Origin of the sequence: Bacillus cereus group sp. BfR-BA-01382 (genome assembly GCF_022663475.1) — a bacterium.
GTDB classification, from domain to species: Bacteria; Bacillota; Bacilli; order Bacillales; family Bacillaceae_G; genus Bacillus_A; species Bacillus_A thuringiensis_S.
On record NZ_JAKUFQ010000034.1, the window covers coordinates 1 to 20,625 of the forward strand.

Sequence of the window (20,625 nt, forward strand, 5' to 3'; positions counted from 1 at the left end):
TAAATTAAATTAAAATTAACTAAAGTGAACGATTTGTGTTAAACTATATTAAAATTAATTTAATTATAATTTATTATATGGTGAGCTACAAGGATATAAGGAGGAAACAAAATGAAAGAAATAGGGGCATTACAAGCAGAATACCCATTAGTGAATAAACTTATTGCAACAAAAGAAGTATTTTGGATAAACCCACACATAGAAAAGTATGAAAGGGCAATAAAAGATTCACCACTTAATGAAGAGAATGTAAAAGATGCGGAAGAGAGATTAAAGCGTTTTGCGCCATATATTGCGAAAGTTTTTCCTGAAACGAAAGGGACTAACGGCATAATCGAATCACCTTTAGTAAAAATACCTTCTATGAAAGAAGCTTTAGAGACAAATTACAAGCAACCTATTTTAGGAGAATTATTATTAAAATGTGATAGTCATCTCCCGATATCAGGATCAATTAAAGCTAGAGGTGGCATTTATGAAGTGTTGAAACATGCTGAGCAACTAGCATTGCAGCACGGAATGTTAACAGAAGAAGATGATTATTCCATTTTAGATAGTGATACATGTAGAGAGTTTTTCTCGAAGTATTCAATTGCGGTAGGTTCTACAGGGAATTTAGGACTTAGCATAGGAATTATGAGTGCGAATCTAGGTTTTAATGTAACTGTTCATATGTCAGCAGACGCAAAAGAATGGAAGAAAAGTTTATTAAGAAGTAAAGGTGTAAACGTTATTGAATATGAAGATGATTATAGCAAAGCAGTAGAAGAAGGAAGACGACAGGCAGATGCGGATCCTAGCTGTTATTTTGTAGACGATGAAAACTCACATGATCTATTTTTAGGATACTCAGTAGCAGCATCACGATTACAAAAGCAATTAGAAGAGTTAGAGGTTGTAGTAGATGAAGATCACCCTTTATTTGTTTACCTTCCGTGCGGAGTAGGAGGAGGACCTGGCGGAGTAGCATTCGGTTTAAAGTTATTGTATAAAGACAACGTTCATTGTTTCTTTGCAGAGCCAACACACTCACCATGTATGTTACTCGGCTTAATGACAGGCCTTCATGACAAAATTGCCGTTCAAGATATCGGAATTGATAATGTAACAGATGCGGATGGACTTGCGGTAGGAAGACCGTCTGGATTTGTCGGGAAAACGATGGAACCATTTTTAAGTGGAAATTATACAGTAAACGATGAAGAGTTATATAGATTGTTAAAAGAACTAGCTGATACGGAGAATATTTATTTAGAGCCTTCTGCACTAGCAGGTATGATAGGGCCAGTGAAAGTGTGTAAAGAAGATGAGTATTTACAAAAGCAACAGTTAACAGAGAAAGTGAAAAAAGGTACTCATATTGTGTGGGGAACGGGTGGAAGCATGGTTCCTAAAGATGTAATGAATGAATATTATAGGAAAGGTTTGGAATTAACGATATAAGAAAAATGAGGCTAGTTGTAGCCTCATTTTTTCATGTACATAAAAATCTTTGTTATTTTCACAATAGTTCTTTATAGTATATATAAAGGATAACTAATATTGAATAAATATAACAAAAAAGCTTTATTTTACATAATAAGAGGATGTGTATACGATGTCATTACAGACTAAATATATAGCGGGTATTTCGCTTGGGGTTATGGGTGTCGGCTTTGCGGCTTCTATCCCTTTTCAAGGAACGGTAGCTGGAGAGATTATACAAGGTGGATTTGAAGCTGGATTGGTTGGGGGACTTGCGGATTGGTTTGCAGTTACTGCTTTATTCCGTCATCCGATGGGTATCCCAATTCCGCATACAGCTTTGTTACCTAAAAACCGTAAACGGGTAACGAAAGGGCTCATTCATACGTTAGAAAATGAATGGCTAACGAAAGAAAGTATTACGAATAAAGTAAAAGAGATGCAGTTAGCACAAATGGTACTGCAAATTGCTGAGAGAGAAATGCAGTCTGATGCTGTGAAAAAGGGGATTGTAACGATTGCAGAGAAAGCAATTGTAACAATAGATACAGAAAAGTTAGCTGTTATTATTGAAAAAGAATTAAAAACATATTTACATACAATTAATACAAGTAATATTTTACAAGTGCTTGTTGATCAATTAGTTGTGCAAGAATATGATGAAAAGACACTTGATTACATATTAGTGAAGGTAAAAGATTGGACAGCGCAAGATGAAGCTCGTTACCAGCTCGGTAGCTTAGGTATGAAGGCGATGGAAAATATAAAAGTAGATGGATTCTTGCAGTTTACTTTGAAATCATTTATGAATATTGTAGATGAAGATAAAATTGGCGGTATTTTGCAGAAGTTTATCATTAGTAATATTAACAGCTTACAAGAGGCTGATAATAGCACAAGACAACTTATATTAGCGAAGATTCGTCAAGAGATTATCAATGTAAAAGAAAATGAAGCTTTATTACAGGAATTAGAAAATTGGAAAGAAAAGTGGATTGCGAATTGGAATGCTACTGACAAAATAAAAGAGATGCTAGAGCAAGTACAACAAAGAGCAGTTGCTTTTGTAAATAATGAAGAATTTGCTAATCAATATGTTATTCCATTTTTACAAAAACAAATGAATAAAATAAAAGAAGATGAACAGACAGTTCAAAAAATAGAAGATTGGTTACAAAAACAAGTTGTGAATCTTATTGAGAAGAACCATTCGAAAATTGGTAAGCTTGTACAAGAAAACCTTGATAAGTTAGACGATAAAACGTTAATCGAAATGATTGAAAATAATGTCGGTAAAGATTTGCAGTGGATCCGAGTGAACGGGGCGGTTTGCGGATTTATGATTGGATTAGTGTTAGAAGGAATTAAAGCGATTATATAAGAAAAACCTTCCGCAATTGCGGAAGGTTTTTCTTATTTTTCAATAACGCTCATATTTAAATTATAAGTTTTCTCAATATTTAACTTGTGCGTGCCATTTCCAGTTTTAATTGAATTTTTATACCAATGTTCTTGGTTGTTTAATTCTGGATGTTCTTCTGAAGAAGTATTTTCTTTTTTTGTTAAATCTTCTACTTGTTCCCAAGGTGTGCTTCCGTGTGTTTCTTTTTGATTCGTTACTGCTGTTAAAGAAACATCACTCTCTTTTGCAAGATGGACAGACACTCTTGAGCTTTCTTGTATAAACCAATTATTTTGTAATTGACCTGGATAAAGAGATAGTTCGTTATTTGAAGCACGGATTTCCACATTTTTATTTTGTGGAAGAACAAGCGTTGGTTTCACTTGTGGTGCTGAACTAAATAACGTATGTTGAACAGGTAATGATTTTAAATTGATATACATCGTTTCTCCAGCCGTTTGAACTGAAAGGAAATCATCTTGTTTTAAATTGAGTTTTTCATTTGCTTTCGTCGTCATTTCATAAGTTCCCAAAAGGTGAATTTGATTTGTATTATTTCCCTCTATCGTTAGAGGCTGATGCCCTGCATCTACTACAATTTTTTTGATAGATTCAGGTATATCAAATTGTCCGTCTGGAATATTACTCGTTTGTCTCGTTGTGTTAATAGAATGACGAAATTCTTCTAGTAATCCAGTTGATAATAAACAGTAAAAAGCAATTCCGACGCTTCCTAAAACGCCGATAAAGAAAATGCTGAAAATATCATATTTAATAAATGATTGTTCCTTCTTAGAAAATACAAGGTATAGTAAAACTTCAGCTCCAAGTATGATAAGTAAAACTGGCCACCATGCAGTTAGTGTATCTAATACTTGAATTCCTTTTACGACTGAAAATAGTAAAAAGCATCCTAACGATATAATAGAAAGCCCCATTGAGAATGTTCCAACACGCCAAGTCCTCATTCGCTTGTCCCACCTTTGTTTTCTTTATTTCCAAGTAACAATTTAAAGCCGCCGCCAATTAAAAGGAGCGCAACGATAGATGTTTGGAAATAGCGATAATATAGTTCACTAAGATGAATATTAAATATAGTTACAAAATAATCATTCAAAATAGGAAGGACTGTTTGATCTAATAAATAATAAACACCGAGTGTAATTAATCCGATACCAATCCATCTTTGATGATTTATAAAATAATCGATAATGGGTTCGTCTTGTACTCGTTCTTTTCCGTATTTTGCTGTTTGCTGTAAAGCATCAAAAAAGCTATAGAACCAAATGATTGGCACTAAAAATAAAAACGCAGAAAGTCTTAATAAGTCGAGTAAATAAATAGATAGTAAAAAGGCTGCCATAAGCTGAAGACCACGGCGTTGTAAGCCTAAATACATATGACCTGCTCCGGGGAACATCGCTAAAATAGAAGCAAATGTTTTATTTTTCTTTCCTTGCTCGCGGTGCTCTTCAAACTCTTCGAAAATAGTACGATCATCTAATTGCTCGCCACGTTCTTTTTTCTGGAGTTGCTGAACAACGTCAAAGAAATTGTAAATCCATAAAACAGGTAATGTAATAAGGAAGATAAGAAAACTTTCTTGCGATGTTAAAAGTGCAACGAAAATGATCATACTTCCGATTCCTGTGCAAGCTACTAAAAATGTAAGTCCGCGTTGCATAAGTCCTAATTGAAAATGGCCAAGTCCAGGGATGATGGATAAGAGAATGATATAAAATCGTTCGCTCTCTTTAGAGGATTCTATGAATTCTCCGGCAGCTTGTTTTTTCGATTGATTAATAATAGTGATAACTAAATCTAATAAATTGATTGCCCATAACACGACTAGTAAAAATAGAGAAAGAAAAGCAATATCACGGGCTCCTAATGCTATTGTACAAAATGCTGCAAAGATAAATAGAAATACAGCCCCTCCGCTATATAAAATAAACCGTCCAAATTTCTTTAAATATAAATGTCCAAGCCCAGGAATTAGCCCTAATACAAGTGCTAAAAAGGGATTTTTATTCATGCTTTGAACCTCCGTCCTTTTTCGATGTGTCTACCGATTTGTTTACAATTTGTTGTGAGATAGAAGACTCGTTATGTTTTGAAGATTTCTCTAAATTTGATGTCGCTGTAAAAATATACTGAAATAAACCACTTACCATAAAAATAATTGTAGCCGCAGTCGCAATTATGTAGTGAATGATCGTGCGCTTTAGTGAGGTTGTTTTTATATTTTCATTAGACTGTAGTGTTTCAAAATTAATTTGCGTCATAACTTCGTTCGTAAATGAATCATCATTTATCATTGGAAGGTTTTCATGTTGTTCATCAATACTTTCCATATAAAGTGCTAAACAATGATCACATTCATAAAGATGTTCTTCCATAGATTCACGTTCATTGCTTTCTATAAAATCTAATGTATAATTGCGCCAATCTTCTTTTGAATAATGCATCATAGAAACTCTTCCTCCTTCCAATGTTTTTTAATCCATTTTCTTGCCCGATACAGTTTCATTTCGACTGTTTTTACTTCAATGTTTTCCTGTAAAGCAATTTCTTGATAGCTTTTTTCTTGTAAGTAATGTGCGAGAACGACGTCACGGTAATTTTCAGGAAGTTCTCTCAGTTTTTGAGCAATGAGTAATTTCTGCTCTTTCGTCAATAATAAAGCCTCAATATTATGAGAGGACTGTATATTTTCCTCATTTTCTTTACATAAGGAGAGTTCTTCACTTTCTCGAGCTTTCTTCCTCTTATAATCAATAGCGTGATTGGTGGCAATACGTGCCATCCACGTTTTTAATCCGCGAAATTGATAATTTGGGAGAGAGGCGTGAATTTTTACGAATACTTCTTGTGTAACATCTTTCGCATCTTCTTCATGTCTTACAATAGAAAAGATAACTTGAAAAATATAATGACGATATGTTTGCACGAGGATACGAAAAGCATGTTCGCTTCCTTGTTGTGCTTTTTCAATTAATTGTTTTTCCTCAATGGGTCTCTCCCTCCTTTTTGACGCATTCTATTATATAGACGTAAAGAATGATAAGTCACCCTACACATTTTGTAAAAAAAGAATAATATATTTTTTGCAGAAGAGCTAGATGAAAAAAGTGTGAAAAAATGGTAAGCAGAAGTATATAATGAGCAAGTAGGAAATGTTATACGGAGAAAGGATGTGAATGTTAGTAGGAGGAAGGTCCATACTAACAAACATGAAAATTAAAATATTAATAGCAGACGATAATTCTTTTATTAGAGAAGGCATGAAAATTATTTTAAATACATATGAAGAGTTCGAAGTGGTAGATACAGTAAATGATGGAGAAGAAGCTGTAGCATATTGTAAAAAGCATGAAGTTGATATTGCTCTTTTGGATGTTCGTATGCCAAATATGAACGGTGTAGAGGCGACGAAGTTTATTTGTGAAGAGACGAAAACAAAACCGCTTATTTTAACGACGTTTGATGATGATGAATATATTTTGGATGCAGTAAAAAACGGAGCGAAAGGGTATTTATTAAAAAATAACGATCCGGAGCGTATTCGTGATGCAATAAAAGGGGTATATAATGGCCAAACTGTTATGCAAGATGTAGTTCTCGATAAAATTAAGTCCAATTTAATGGAAAGTAAAGAGGAAGAATGTAAAATAGATAAAAGTCTTTTTACTGAAAGAGAGCTTAGTATTATCGCATTAATTGCAAAAGGTTTCTCAAATAAAGAAATTTCGAAACAGCTTTTTATATCTGAAGGAACAATCGCAAATTATATTACATCAGTTTTAGGGAAAACGGGACTTGAACATCGCACACAAATTGCGATTTACTACTTAACAGGGAAAGTAGATTAATGATATGGAATTTTGGTTAACTGTAAGTAAATTAATTGTCTTTATATATATTGTGTTCAGTTACATACATTCAAATGTTACGAACTTACCATGGGTTATATTTGCTTTGCTTTTATATCTTTCTGTAAACGTGCTAATCTCTATATTAAAAAAAGATACGTACAAAAAAATATTGATTTGTATTTCAATTAGTGTAGTTATGTTATTAACATGGAGGGTTCATCCGTTTTTTATTTTGTTTTTACCTTTGAATTTATACGAAATTACATTCCATTACATAGACAAGAATTGGTCACGCTTTGTTATTATGATGCTTCCAATTACAATTACAGATGAAAGCATTCGAATGACTTATGGATTAATTGTTGCATTTTCTTTTCTCGTTTTAACTATGGCAGATCGATATATATCACGTGTAGTAAAGCTTGAATCGCAAAATGATAAGATGCGAAAAGATATGCAACGACTTACGAAAAGCTTACATGAAAATAAAGAGTACATAAGACAATCAGAATACACATTTAAGCTAGAAGAGAGAAATCGGTTATCACAAGAAATTCATGATAAAATTGGTCACTCGATGACAGGTGCATTAATTCAAATGGAAGCTGCAAAGAGATTAATGGGGATAGATAAAGAAAAATCTGCGGAGTTATTACAAAATGCAATTCATATTTCAAAAGATGGAATTGAAAGTATTCGCATTACATTAAAAAATATGAAGCCACCAACTGAGCAAATTGGCATTCACCGTATGAAATTATTCATAGAGGAGTTTGCTAGTAAGCATGATGTAAACATTCCTTTCGTATATAAGGGAAACTTAGATATGATTTCTCCCATTCAGTGGAAAATTATTGGTGAAAATGTTACCGAGGCACTAACAAATGCGATGAAATATGCTGATGCGACAGTTATTTCTATAGATATTCATGTACTTAATAAGATGGTTAAGGTGCAAGTGAAGGATAACGGAAAAGGCGCAGCTCTTGTTAAGAAAGGTCTCGGTATTATGGGGATGGAGGAGCGAACGGCGTCTGTAAACGGAAAAATTATTGTAGATGGGACAAGTGGTTTTTCAGTAACGATGTTGTTGCCAATATAAAGAGAATGGTACGAGGATGAACCATCTCATATGAAAAAAGTGAATAATCTCATGTGAAAAGAATGAACTTCTGCACTGAGCAGGTTCATTTTTTTTGTTTATACTAAAAGCAGAGAAACCGAAATAGGGGTGAAATGATGAATACATTAGAAATTAAAAATTTAACGAAAAAATTTGGTGATTTCATCGCGGTAGATAATATGTCTTTATCTATTAAAGAAGGAGAGATATTTGGCTTTTTAGGATCAAATGGTGCTGGTAAAAGTACAACGATAAATATGATTGCTGGGTTGTTAAGAAGTAATGAAGGTGAAATTAGCATATTAGGAAAAAATATAAAAAAACATAATCGATTTGCGAAGATGAATATCGGTATCGTTCCGCAAGATATTGCGATTTATGAAGAGTTAACTGCCTATGAAAATGTGAAATTCTTTGCTGGATTGTACGGTTTAAGAGGAGCAGAGCTAAAAGCAAGAGTAGAGGAAGCGCTTCAGTTTGTGGGGCTTAGTGATAAACATAAAAGTTATCCGAAAAACTTTTCTGGCGGGATGAAACGAAGATTGAATATCGCTTGTGCGATCGCTCATAGACCGAAGTTAATTATTATGGATGAGCCGACAGTGGGAATTGATCCACAGTCAAGAAACTATATTCTCCAGTCTGTTCGAAAATTAAATGAAATGGGAAGTACCATTATTTACACGAGCCACTACATGGAAGAAGTAGAAGAGATTTGTACGAAAATAGCAATTGTAGATCACGGTAAAGTAATTGCAGAAGGTACGAAAGAACAGTTAAAAGCGATTATTACTGATACGAAAGATATTTGGGTTGAAGTGAAGTCAGTAGAAAATTTAGATGTAAAAAAGTTAAAAGAGATAAACGGTGTGAAAGCTGTTCAAATTGAAGAGAACGTAATTAAAGTAAACTCGGATGCAGGAGTAAACAATTTAAATAAAATTATTCAGCACTTCATTAATCATGATATTGAAATTCGTTCGGTAGAGGAGCAGGCCCCGAACTTAGAAACAGTATTCCTTACGTTGACTGGAAGAAACTTACGAGATAAATAAAAGGTAAATGAAGAAAAGGTAAAGGGAGGTTCATCAATTGAACATCTTCAATATTGCAGTTATGCATATTAAAAGAGATTTCAGAGACGTAAGAACTTTAGTTTTTATGTTAGCATTTCCGGTTGTACTTATGCTTGTGTTAGGAACAGCGTTAACGAATGCATTTGATAGCGATAGTCAAGCGATTAAAGATATACAAGTGCTCTACAAAGATGAAGCGAGTAGCACATTTTCTCAATCGTTCGAAGCATTTACGAAAGAAGTCGATAAATCGGGTATTCATTTTAAAAAAGCTTCCGAAGGTATAGATGGGAAAGAAGAAGTGAAGCAAAATAAATATGCTGCTTATGTAGAGTTAAATAAAGATGGTGCAAAATTTTATGGAAGTGACAAAAGTAGTGTTGAGGGAAGTATTGTGGAAGGCATGCTTACAACATTTGTTGATAAGTACAATGTAGCGGCCGAAGTTGCAAAAGTAGATCCTAGTAAGGTGAGCACAGTTTTTTCAAGCGGAAATCATAATGATTATATAAAAGAAACATCTTTACAAGCTGCGAAAAAACCAGGTTCTATGGATTACTACGCGGTTGTAATGACAACGATGATTGCACTATATGCTGCGATGGGAGCGAGTTCTTTAATTCGAGGAGAACGAATACGTAAAACAGGAGATCGTCTCATTGCTGCACCTATAAGTAAGGCTGAAATATTCATTGGAAAAGTACTTGGTAGCCTAGTAGCAAATGCTCTGTGCATATTACTCGTCATGTTATTTAGTAAATTTGTTTTTCAAGCGAATTGGGGCGACCATCTTGGAATCATATTTCTTATTTTATTAACACAAATTTTTCTAGCAATTAGCTTCGGTTTAGGAATTGGATATATTACAAAAACACCGGAATCATCTAGAGCAATTATTATGGTTATTGTGCAATTATCCTCTATTTTTGGTGGTGCATATTTCGTAATAGAAGAAAATTTCGTTACGAATTTATCACCATTAACGTGGGCAAACACAGCTGTTATGAAAATTATTTATGCAAATGATGTAGGAGCAGCACTACCGGTAATATGTTTAAACCTTGGCATTTCAGCACTCTTTTTATTAATTGCAATTATTGCATTACGTAGACGGGAGGGGCTATAGTATGAAAGATATTTTATGGCTCATACAAAAAACGTTATCTGTACTTTTGAAAAATAAAAAAGGGTTATTCATTATTATTAGTTTGCCGATAATTGGAACACTAATCTCCTTCTCGATGTATGGGAATATGGGGCAAGGGACGTTAAATATCGGGGTTATTAATAAAGAAAATCAATCTATAGCAAATGATACGGTGAAATTTTTAGAAGGATTAAATCATGTAAAGGTAAGTAAAATTAAAGAATCTGAAGTAGAAGATAAACTCACTTCCAAAAAACTTGATGGAGTTATTACATTAGATTCTGGTTTTTCAAAAAGTGTTCGAGAAGGGAAACCAAATCATATTGAAATTTCATCGATTAAAGGTGATCAAGTAACAGGATTTATAAAATCATATTTATACAATTATATTGATAATGTAGCAGCTATTAGTAAAGTAGCAGGAACAGATCAAAGTGCATTTGATACTATGTACGCAGGATATCAAAAAGGTTCATTTAAAATGAAAACTGAGACGCTAGAAGATACTTCGAAAAATAAAGATATGACAAACCAAACGATGGGTTACCTTATTATGTTTATGCTATTTTCAGCAGCGAACTTATCAGGTTATATTTTAAAAGAAAAGGAAAATAGAACGTATTTTAGACTCTTATCAACGCCGATAGATGGGAAGAAATTCATATTATCTAATGTCGGGGTAAATATGCTGCTATTAACAGTACAAATTCTGATTACAATCTTATTCCTAACGAATATTTTTCATATAAATATCAATATGCCTTTCATAGTGATGATTGGTGTACTCATGCTATTTGCTTTAATAGCGATTGGAATATCGTTAGTCCTTGTCGCTTTTTCGAAAAACTCAGCATCAGCAAATGCACTGCAAAATATGATTATTGTACCAACATGTTTACTGGCTGGATGTTATTTTCCTTATGACATTATGCCAAAAGCGGTACAAAAAGTAGCTGATTTTCTTCCGCAGAGATGGCTATTAGACACAGTATCAAAACTACAACAAGGAATTCCAATTTCAGATTTGTATTTAAATATTTTAATCTTATTTGCCTTTGCAGTAGCATTCTTCTTAATTGCTATTTATAAGTTTGGAAGAAATAATGATGCGAGAAACTTTGTTTAATATGAAAAGGGTGTGACGTTAAGTCGCATCCTTTTTTGTATGAAGCATGAAATCTAAATTTGAATGACAAAATAGAAAGGTGGAAAGAAAATGAGCGGAAGGAAATCAAAATGATTAAAAAAATATTGCGAGTTACTTCTATTGTAATTACTATTTTCGTTTTTGTTTTAATTTGGATGCATATTGACGTTACGCTCGGAAGAAAAATGGAAGTCGGGAAAAATATGCCGACAGAGTACGCTCCTCATTATAGTGATTTTCAATTATATGTAGAAGGAAAGTCATTTTATAAACAGTTATTTACTGATATAAGAGAGGCGAAGCAATCTATTTACACGTACTTTTTCATTTTGTCGGATGATAAAAGTAGCCATACTTTTTTAAACTTATTAAAAGAGAAGGCGAGAGAAGGAGTAAACGTATATTTATCTGTCGATTTACTTAACGATTTATCATTTGAAAGAAAGGTGAAAAAAGAATTACAGGAAAGTGGCGTGCATTTTACATATAGTAGAAAACAGGAATTACCATTCGGGTTTTATTCCCTACATCATCGTAATCATCGCCGTATTACGACGATTGATGGAGAAATTGGCTATACAGGCGGATTTAATATAGGAGATGAGTACTTGGGGAAAGATAAGCGATTTGGATATTGGCGTGATTATCATGTACGGCTTAAAGGAGAAGGAGCAAAAGATTTAGAGGAGCAATTCGCTTTAGATTGGAAGCGAGATACGAAAGAAGAGATAAAGAGAAGTACGAATAAGGCTAGCAAAGGGAATACATTACATACTATGACTAGTTACAATGGCCATTACGTTGCTGAGAAATATATAGAGCTCATAAAACAAGCTCAGCACTCAATTGTAATTGCAACGCCGTATTTTATAGCGAAAAATAAAGAATCTATGAATGCTTTAATCGCGGCGCAAAAGCGTGGTGTTACAGTAAAAATACTTTGGTCATATAAACCAGATCTACCTCTTATAAAAGAAGCGGCGTATCCATACATACGTCAGGCTGTTAATAATGGGATTACTGTATATGGGTATAAAAAAGGAATGTTTCATGGAAAGTTAATGCTGATTGATAATGAGTTAACTGTTATAGGTACAACAAACTTTACTTCGCGTAGCTTCAATATAAATGATGAAATGAATTTTTATATTTATGGTGGTCCTATTGTAGAACAAGTTAATAACGCGTTAACAGAGGATTTTCATGATTCGAAAGAAATGACGAAAGAGTTTTTTGAAAAGTTATCTTTTTGGGAGCGTTGTAAGGAGAAAGTAGCGGGATTGGTTGACTTCTATTTGTGATGATGAATTAGGAAAGGGTGCCTACAAAAGACACCCTTTTTTGGTGGGAAATCATTATTTTTCATGCACCAGCAATGAAGCATCATCATTAATCAACGTCCCTACATGCTCCCCTAAACAAATTCGTTTCATCACTCCAGGCTCATCAAAGTTAAAGACATGTGCTGGTAAATTGTAGTCTCGGGCAAGCAGTAATGCTGCTTGATCCATGACTTGTATATTTTGTCTAACAACATCATTATAGTTTAGTTTGCTGTACATTTTTGCTGATTTGTTATGCTTTGGATCACTTGTAAAAACGCCGTCGACACCTTGTTTTGCGACTAATATGGCATCACTATTCATTTCAATAGCTCTTTGTACGCTTGGATAATCTGTCGTCACGAACGGTTGCCCGTTTCCGCCTCCAAAGATAACGATATAACCGTTATCTAAATGGTGGACTGCACGCAAACGAATGTATGGTTCAGCTACTGCATTAAATGGAATGGAAGTCATAACGCGCACTTCTCTATTTGTTTTACTTGTTAAAACACCGCGAAGCATTAAGCTGTTAATAATTGTACCTAACGTACCGATATTATCAGCTTCTACGCGATCAATTCCCCATTCTTCAGCTAGATGACCTCTAAAAATGTTACCGCCACCGATGACGATGGATACTTCGATACCTAAATCAACAATGGATAAAATTTCGTTTGCGATATGTTCTAATCGTTTGGAGTTAAAGCTATTTCCAGTTTGATCGGCAAGTGCACCGCCGCTTAATTTAATTAAGACACGTTTATATGGTCTCATAACTATTCCCCCTATATAGATCGCAATAAAAAAGGAACAAAGGCGAATGCCTTTGTTCCTTTTTAAGAAAATGAAAAAGAAAAGAAGAAGATAGGACGAATTTCTTTGTATAGTTTCTCATAACATCCACTCCTTTTCATTTCGATTTTTTTTAAGTATATATCTTTTTGATTATACGAAACAATCTGATTACTTATCAAGTTTATTTTATCGTTTTTTAACAAAATGGTGTCAATGAAAAAAAGAAGAAAAATATTTGAATTTTTTGTGACGAACTTGTAGGTTTTTGTATGATTTTGTAGGTTCGCTTATAAGATGTGTAAGTAGCTTTTATAAATTCAAATTGAAAGCGTTCGCATGAAGGGGATGAACATAAATGAAAAAATTCGGATTGGCAACACAAATTTTTGTAGCGCTTGTTTTAGGGATTGTAGTAGGGGCAGTCTTTTATGGCAATAAAACGGCGATTTCTTATATCACACCAATTGGAGATATATTTATTCACTTAATTAAGATGATTGTAGTACCAATTGTTATTTCAGCATTAATTGTTGCAGTAGCTGGTGTAGGAGATATGAAAAAGCTTGGGAAACTGGGCGGTAAGACAATTCTTTATTTCGAAATTATTACGACAATTGCTATTTTAATGGGATTACTTGCAGCGAATATATTCCAACCAGGTACTGGTGTTGATATGAGTAATTTACAGCAAAGTGATATTTCTTCTTATAAACAAACTGCAGATGCAACCGAGAAGAAAGGTTTTGCTGAGACAATTGTTCACATTGTACCGAAAAACGTATTTGAATCGATTGCACAAGGTGACCTATTACCGATTATATTCTTCTCAGTATTATTCGGCTTAGGAGTTGCGGCAATTGGGGAAAAAGGAAAGCCTGTCTTTAACTTTTTTGAAGGCGTACTCGAAGCCATGTTTTGGGTTACAAATCAAGTGATGAAATTTGCACCATTTGGTGTATTCGCATTAATTGCCGTTACGGTTGCAAAATTTGGTGTAGCGACATTACTTCCGCTAGGAAAACTAGTGCTAGCTGTATACGTAACTGTTATACTATTCGTTGTGATTGTATTAGGTATTAATGCACGAATGGTTGGCGTAAACATTTTTACATTAATGAAAATTTTAAAAGAAGAACTGATTCTTTCGTTTACGACAGCAAGTTCAGAAGCTGTTTTACCTAATATAATGAGAAAAATGGAAGAGTTCGGTTGTCCAAAGGCAGTTGCCTCTTTCGTAATTCCGACAGGTTATACATTTAACTTGACTGGATCGGCTATTTATCAAGCGTTAGCGGCATTGTTTGTTGCACAAATGTACGGTGTGCACATGTCATTAACGGAGCAAATAACGTTATTATTCGTTCTCATGTTAACATCCAAAGGTATGGCGGGAGTTCCAGGTGCATCGTTCGTTGTTGTATTAGCAACGTTAGGTTCAATGGGGTTACCACTAGAAGGTATCGCGTTAATTGCGGGAATTGACCGCATTTTAGATATGATTCGCTCATCTGTCAATGTATTAGGAAATGCATTAGCGGCCATTGTTATGTCGAAGTGGGAAGGCGAATTCGATAATGAGAAAGCAAAACAATATGTAGAAACAGTCAAAGAAACAAAAGCAGCATAAGAAATCGTTAAGGAGTGAATAATCATGGCAACATTAACTGAAGTTAAAAATGGTGTTCGAATTGAAAAAGATTTTTTAGGTGAAAAAGAAGTGCCAAACTATGCATACTACGGCGTACAAACAATGCGTGCAGTAGAAAACTTCCCAATTACAGGATACAAAATCCATGAAGGCTTAATTAAAGCATTCGCAATTGTAAAAAAGGCTGCAGCGCTTGCTAATACAGATGTAGGAAGATTGGAATTGAACAAGGGCGGCGCGATCGCAGAAGCCGCTCAAGAAATTCTTGATGGAAAATGGCATGATCATTTCATCGTAGATCCAATCCAAGGCGGAGCAGGTACTTCAATGAATATGAATGCAAATGAAGTCATGGCCAATCGTGCTCTTGAATTATTAGGAATGGAAAAGGGAGACTATCATTATATTAGTCCAAATAGTCATGTAAACATGGCGCAATCAACAAACGATGCATTCCCAACGGCGATTCATATTGCAACATTAAATGCATTAGAAGGCTTATTACAAACGATGGGTTATATGCACGATGTATTTGAATTAAAAGCAGAGCAGTTCAATCATGTTATTAAAATGGGTCGTACACATTTACAAGACGCTGTGCCAATTCGTCTTGGACAAGAATTTAAAGCGTATTCTCGCGTACTTGAACGTGATATGAAACGTATCAAGCAATCACGTCAACATCTATATGAAGTAAATATGGGAGCAACTGCAGTTGGTACAGGCTTAAATGCAGATCCAGAATATATTGAAGCAGTTGTAAAACATTTAGCTACAATTAGTGAACTGCCACTTGTTGGTGCAGAAGACTTAGTAGATGCAACGCAAAATACGGATGCATACACAGAAGTATCAGCAGCACTGAAAGTATGTATGATGAATATGTCTAAAATTGCGAATGACCTTCGCTTAATGGCATCAGGTCCACGTGTTGGCTTAGCGGAAATTATGTTGCCTGCTCGTCAACCAGGTTCATCTATTATGCCAGGGAAAGTAAACCCTGTTATGCCAGAAGTAATTAATCAAATTGCGTTCCAAGTAATTGGTAACGACCATACAATTTGCCTTGCTTCAGAAGCAGGACAGTTAGAATTAAACGTTATGGAACCAGTACTTGTTTTCAACTTACTTCAATCTATTAGCATTATGAATAACGGTTTCCGTGCCTTTACAGATAATTGCTTAAAAGGAATTGAAGCGAATGAAGATCGCTTAAAAGAGTATGTTGAGAAGAGTGTAGGAATTATTACAGCCGTGAACCCTCATATCGGTTATGAAGCAGCAGCTCGCGTTGCGAAAGAAGCAATTGCAACAGGTCAATCCGTTCGAGAACTTTGTGTGAAAAACGGTGTACTGTCACAAGAAGACTTAGAGTTAATTCTAGATCCATTCGAAATGACGCACCCAGGGATTGCAGGAGCAACTCTTTTAAAGAAAAATTAAAAGAAGAGGGGGGACAATCCCCTCTTTTTTGTTTACAATATAGAAATGCTATATATGAATAGAGGTAGGGATGTTATGAGTAAGTTTACAGTAGCTTCTAATGGTTCATTAGAAACGACATTAAGAGGAGTAGAAGTATTATCGACACCACTTTTAAATAAAGGGGTCGCTTTCACGCAAGAAGAGAGAGAAGAATTAGGTTTAAAAGGGTTATTACCGCCAGCAGTTTTAACATTAGAAGAACAAGCACGCCGAGCATATGAACAATTCTGTTCTCAGCCGGATGATTTATTAAAGAACGTATATTTAACAGCGTTACATGATCGAAATGAAGTATTATTTTATCGTATATTAACAAATCACTTACGTGAAATGTTACCAATTGTATATACACCAACAGTCGGTGTAGCAATTCAAAGGTATAGTCATGAATACCGTAAACCGCGTGGTGTGTATTTATCAATTAACGATCCGTCGGGTATCGAAGAAGCATTCGCCAATATCGGTGCAACAGCTGAAAACATTGATTTAGTCGTTGTAACAGATGGAGAAGGCATACTTGGAATTGGTGACTGGGGTGTTGGTGGTATAAACATCGCAATCGGGAAATTAGCTGTTTATACGGCCGCAGTTGGTATCGATCCTAGCCGTGTATTACCGGTAATTTTAGATGTGGGTACAAATCGTGAGGAACTATTAAACAATCCATTTTATATTGGAAATCGTCACCCTCGTATAACTGGTGAAGCTTACGATGAATTTATTGATACATTTGTACAAGCAGTGAATAAACAATTCCCGAAAGCACTTTTACATTGGGAAGACTTTAGTTCTCGAAATGCACGAAAAATTTTAGATAAATATCGTCATGATATTTGTACATTTAATGATGATATTCAAGGTACAGGTGCAGTTTCACTTGCTGCTGTGTTATCGGCAGTGAAAGCTTCTGGTGTACCATTAAGTGAACACCGCGTTGTTGTATTTGGTGCTGGTACGGCTGGAATCGGTATCGCAGATCAAGTTAGAGATGCGATGGTCCGCGTAGGCGTATCTGAAGAAGAATCATATAAGCGTTTCTGGTGTATTGATCGTAACGGATTAGTTACAGATAATATGGAAGACCTTCTTGATTTCCAAATTCCGTACGCAAGAAAAGAAGCGGAAGTAAGTGAGTGGAAGCAAAATGATATGATCGGACTTGCTGAAGTTGTGAAACATGTAAAACCGACAATTTTAATTGGTACATCTACTGTTGCGGGCGCATTTAAAGAGGAAATTATTAAAGAAATGGCTTCTCACGTAGAAAGACCAATCATTTTACCAATGTCGAATCCAACACCGCTTGCTGAAGCAAAGCCAGCAGATGTAATCGAGTGGACAGAAGGAAGAGCATTAGTTGCAACAGGAAGTCCATTTGAACCAGTTACATATAACGGTGTAACGTATGTGATTGGACAATCAAATAATGCACTTATTTTCCCAGGGCTTGGTCTTGGAACAATTGTAGTACGTGCAAGTGTTATGACGGATGGAATGTTCGCAGCAGCTGCTGAAGCAGTTGCAAGTATGGTAGATACAAGTCAGCCAGGAGCACCTATTTTACCAGAGGTCGAAGAATTACGTAATATCTCAGAAATGGTTGCAATTGAAGTAGCTAAAGTTGCAGTTGCAGAAGGTGTTGCAAGAGTGAACTTAAGTGATAACGATATTAAGATGGCAGTGAAAGAAGCAATATGGGAGCCGGAGTACCGCCAAATAAAAGCGGTAGAAAAGGTTAGAATATAGAAAAAAAGCCCGTTTATAACAATAAGCGGGCTTTCGCTTTACTACTGAAAAAAAGTATAGGAAGTGGCACCTTTGAATTGGAATCAATTATGGAAGAAAGATATGTCCCTTTTAATTATATTAATGGTCGTTGTTCCTATTGCTGGGGAGCTGAACTTTCATCCCTTTAATGATACGTTTCGAGTTAGCTTCGGTACACCGCTATTTTTCTTTTTATTATTATTTTTAAGAAGAGTACCAGCAGGAGTTGCAGGTATTCTTGTTGGTATATCTGTAGTCTTATTCCGAGTATGTCTTGACTGGATCATGCAAGGTTCATTTCATATGACAGAATCATTTTATTTGCGTTATCCTGTGTTCTTCTATTATTTTATTTATGGCAGTCTTTTTTCGCTTTGCAGGGTAAATAAGTTCCATCAGAAACCAATCATTATTGGATGCCTTGGCATTTCAATTGAAATTGTTGCAAGTATGTCAGAACTTGCGTTCTATCACATGTTAGTACTCGGTACAACAATAACGATTTCTGAAGTAAATAAACTTATTATTATTGCTATTTTTCGTAGTTTCTTTGCACTTGGTTTTTTAAATATGATGAATTTATATGAAACGAAATTAAAAGAATCGCAAGTTCGAAAAGAAAATGAAAACATGTTAATGCATCTTTCTAATTTATATGTGGAATCTGTTCATTTGAAAAAGACATTACAAAATGCAGAGTTAATTACACAAGAAGCATATCAACTATATCGAAATTTACAAGTAAGCGCTGATTCAAGTAGTAAAACAGCATTGAAAATAGCAGGAGAAGTGCACGAAATAAAAAAGGATAATCAAAGAATTTTTGCGGGATTATCTAAACTGTTATTAGATAAAAATGTAGCTGAGTATGTAGAAGGACATGAGCTTACAGAAATGATTGTAAGAATAAATGAAAAGTACGCTGGAATGCTAGAGAAAGATATACGTTTTGCTAAATATATAGAAGGTGAACACGCTGCATATCACGTGTATACAGTGCTATCAATCTTTAATAACTTAGTTGCCAATGCAGTGGAAGCAATTGAAGATAGAGGTCTCATTCATATTGATTTATATAAACGAGAGCAACATGTAATATTTGAAGTAATTGACGATGGCCCTGGTATTGCACAAAAGTATAAAAAATTAGTATTTAAGCCCGGGTTTACTTCCAAGTATGATCAAACAGGAACACCGTCAACAGGCATTGGACTTTCTTACATACATGAAATGGTAACAGAGCTAGGCGGAGAAGTAAGATTAGAAGACAATGAAACCGGAAAAGGGTGTAAGTTTATCGTTTGTTTACCGGAGTGCAGTTTAAAGCGGGAAGGGGAATAGATTTGTTTTATTATATCGTAGACGATGATGAAGTTTTCCGTTCAATGCTGTCGCAAATTATTGAAGATGGAGATCTTGGAGAAGTAATTGGTGAGGCGGATGACGGAGCTTTTATTGAAGCGGATCAACTAAATTTTAAAAAAATAGATATTTTATTTATTGATTTGTTGATGCCGATGAGGGACGGAATTGAAACGGTTCGTCACATTGCGTCAACTTTCACGGGGAAAATTATTATGATTTCTCAGGTGGAATCGAAGCAGCTTATAGGTGAGGCATATACATTTGGTGTAGAATATTATATTACAAAACCATTAAATAAAATCGAAGTTGTATCTGTTGTACGCAAAGTGATAGAGCGTATTAGATTGGAGCGTTCTATACATGATATTCAAAAATCATTGAATAACGTGTTTCAGTGGGAAAAACCGCAATTGCGTACTGAACCAGTACAAGAAGGAAAAAAGATAGGGGATTTAGGGCGCTTTTTACTATCAGAACTCGGTATTGCGGGAGAGAATGGAAGTAAAGATTTACTTAGTATGCTGGAATATTTATATGGTCAAGAAAAGGCACAGACATTTGACTTTGGCTTTCCTGCGTTAAAAGAAATTTTTCATCATATTACGATAAGGAAATTAGGGGATATAGCTTTAGAGGCGGATATTGATAAAGAGAAAAAAGCGTCTGAACAAAGAGTACGTCGAGCTATTTATCAGTCGTTAAATCATTTGGCTTCTTTAGGACTAACAGACTTTTCAAATCCAAAATTTGAAAGCTATGCTCCAAAATTTTTCGATTTCACTGTAGTTAGAAAACGGATGACAGAAATGACGAAAGATGAACTTGCATCTTCTGGTCATACGCGAATTAATACAAAGAAGTTTATTCAAGTGTTGTATTTTGAGGCGAAGAGGTTGATGGAAATAGAGTGAAGAAGATGCTTATAAATAAGCATCTTTTTTGTTAAATCAACATTTTATATTTTCTCGTGGAGCATGTAAAATGTTAAGTAAGAGAAAATGGTTTT

The 20,625-nt window shown here is 34.8% G+C and carries 18 protein-coding genes; 13 read left to right on the plus strand and 5 right to left on the minus strand.

All coding sequences use genetic code 11. The features are described 5' to 3' along the window. Positions 1 to 111: 111 nt before the first annotated feature. Both MR160_RS15535 and MR160_RS15540 read left to right on the plus strand, forming a co-directional pair. A complete protein-coding gene (locus MR160_RS15535) occupies positions 112 to 1,443 on the plus strand; it encodes a D-serine ammonia-lyase (protein WP_000658546.1) in 1,332 nt (443 codons plus the stop codon). A gap of 154 nt (positions 1,444 to 1,597) precedes the next feature. Further along, positions 1,598 to 2,845 carry a DUF445 domain-containing protein gene (locus tag MR160_RS15540; RefSeq protein WP_000058309.1) on the plus strand — a complete coding sequence of 416 codons (1,248 nt, stop codon included), beginning with the start codon at positions 1,598 to 1,600 and terminating at the stop codon, positions 2,843 to 2,845. 32 nt (positions 2,846 to 2,877) lie between these two features. On the opposite strand, the gene exsE is transcribed toward MR160_RS15540, so the two are convergent. Genes exsE through MR160_RS15560 form a run of 4 tightly spaced genes read right to left on the minus strand, consistent with a single transcriptional unit; the run spans position 2,878 to position 5,816 of the window. Next, positions 2,878 to 3,834, minus strand: coding sequence for an exosporium protein ExsE (gene exsE / locus MR160_RS15545; protein WP_044783484.1), 957 nt, complete (start codon positions 3,832 to 3,834; stop codon positions 2,878 to 2,880). Further along, positions 3,831 to 4,901, minus strand: coding sequence for a hypothetical protein (locus tag MR160_RS15550; protein ID WP_001039098.1), 1,071 nt, complete (start codon positions 4,899 to 4,901; stop codon positions 3,831 to 3,833). Before MR160_RS15550 ends, exsE begins: the two co-directional genes overlap by 4 nt. Next, positions 4,894 to 5,337, minus strand: coding sequence for a hypothetical protein (locus MR160_RS15555; protein WP_000972351.1), 444 nt, complete (start codon positions 5,335 to 5,337; stop codon positions 4,894 to 4,896). The genes MR160_RS15550 and MR160_RS15555 overlap by 8 nt, the downstream gene beginning before the upstream one ends. Further along, positions 5,334 to 5,816, minus strand: coding sequence for an RNA polymerase sigma factor (locus tag MR160_RS15560; protein ID WP_001195483.1), 483 nt, complete (start codon positions 5,814 to 5,816; stop codon positions 5,334 to 5,336). Before MR160_RS15560 ends, MR160_RS15555 begins: the two co-directional genes overlap by 4 nt. A gap of 283 nt (positions 5,817 to 6,099) precedes the next feature. On the opposite strand from MR160_RS15560, the gene MR160_RS15565 reads away from it, so the two are divergent. The 6 genes from MR160_RS15565 to MR160_RS15590 all read left to right on the plus strand — a co-directional run bounded on the left by MR160_RS15565 (position 6,100) and on the right by MR160_RS15590 (position 12,535). Beyond that, positions 6,100 to 6,738 (plus strand): response regulator transcription factor, encoded by a 639-nt coding sequence (locus MR160_RS15565; protein WP_000694093.1) that lies wholly within the window; start codon positions 6,100 to 6,102, stop codon positions 6,736 to 6,738. 4 nt (positions 6,739 to 6,742) lie between these two features. Then, positions 6,743 to 7,843 (plus strand): sensor histidine kinase, encoded by a 1,101-nt coding sequence (locus MR160_RS15570; RefSeq protein WP_000397660.1) that lies wholly within the window; start codon positions 6,743 to 6,745, stop codon positions 7,841 to 7,843. Positions 7,844 to 7,980: 137 nt separating this feature from the next. Continuing rightward, positions 7,981 to 8,919 (plus strand): ABC transporter ATP-binding protein, encoded by a 939-nt coding sequence (locus MR160_RS15575; protein ID WP_001093814.1) that lies wholly within the window; start codon positions 7,981 to 7,983, stop codon positions 8,917 to 8,919. A gap of 37 nt (positions 8,920 to 8,956) precedes the next feature. After that, on the plus strand, positions 8,957 to 10,066 hold the full coding sequence (locus tag MR160_RS15580) for an ABC transporter permease (protein WP_001020189.1): 1,110 nt from the start codon (positions 8,957 to 8,959) through the stop codon (positions 10,064 to 10,066). Between the two features lies 1 nt (position 10,067). Next, a complete protein-coding gene (locus MR160_RS15585; protein ID WP_000651861.1) occupies positions 10,068 to 11,213 on the plus strand; it encodes an ABC transporter permease in 1,146 nt (381 codons plus the stop codon). Between the two features lie 110 nt (positions 11,214 to 11,323). Next, positions 11,324 to 12,535 (plus strand): phospholipase D-like domain-containing protein, encoded by a 1,212-nt coding sequence (locus tag MR160_RS15590; RefSeq protein ID WP_044783483.1) that lies wholly within the window; start codon positions 11,324 to 11,326, stop codon positions 12,533 to 12,535. A 54-nt stretch (positions 12,536 to 12,589) separates the two neighbouring features. Here the strand turns inward: MR160_RS15590 and pyrH are convergent, their stop codons facing one another. Beyond that, the gene (gene pyrH / locus MR160_RS15595; protein WP_001248060.1) at positions 12,590 to 13,333 is read right to left on the minus strand and encodes a UMP kinase; all 744 of its coding nucleotides are present in this window, start codon (positions 13,331 to 13,333) and stop codon (positions 12,590 to 12,592) included. Between the two features lie 376 nt (positions 13,334 to 13,709). Here pyrH and MR160_RS15600 point away from each other — a divergent pair, with 376 nt between their 5' ends. The 5 genes from MR160_RS15600 to MR160_RS15620 all read left to right on the plus strand — a co-directional run bounded on the left by MR160_RS15600 (position 13,710) and on the right by MR160_RS15620 (position 20,530). Beyond that, a complete protein-coding gene (locus MR160_RS15600) occupies positions 13,710 to 14,981 on the plus strand; it encodes a cation:dicarboxylate symporter family transporter (RefSeq protein WP_000713293.1) in 1,272 nt (423 codons plus the stop codon). 24 nt (positions 14,982 to 15,005) lie between these two features. Then, positions 15,006 to 16,445 carry an aspartate ammonia-lyase gene (gene aspA / locus MR160_RS15605; RefSeq protein WP_000224185.1) on the plus strand — a complete coding sequence of 480 codons (1,440 nt, stop codon included), beginning with the start codon at positions 15,006 to 15,008 and terminating at the stop codon, positions 16,443 to 16,445. Between the two features lie 75 nt (positions 16,446 to 16,520). After that, on the plus strand, positions 16,521 to 18,233 hold the full coding sequence (malS, locus tag MR160_RS15610) for an oxaloacetate-decarboxylating malate dehydrogenase (RefSeq protein WP_000033289.1): 1,713 nt from the start codon (positions 16,521 to 16,523) through the stop codon (positions 18,231 to 18,233). A gap of 63 nt (positions 18,234 to 18,296) precedes the next feature. Next, complete coding sequence (locus tag MR160_RS15615; protein ID WP_079245336.1) at positions 18,297 to 19,595, plus strand: ATP-binding protein; 1,299 nt, start codon at positions 18,297 to 18,299, stop codon at positions 19,593 to 19,595. A 2-nt stretch (positions 19,596 to 19,597) separates the two neighbouring features. After that, complete coding sequence (locus MR160_RS15620) at positions 19,598 to 20,530, plus strand: response regulator (protein ID WP_000500296.1); 933 nt, start codon at positions 19,598 to 19,600, stop codon at positions 20,528 to 20,530. The last annotated feature ends 95 nt before the right edge of the window (positions 20,531 to 20,625 follow it).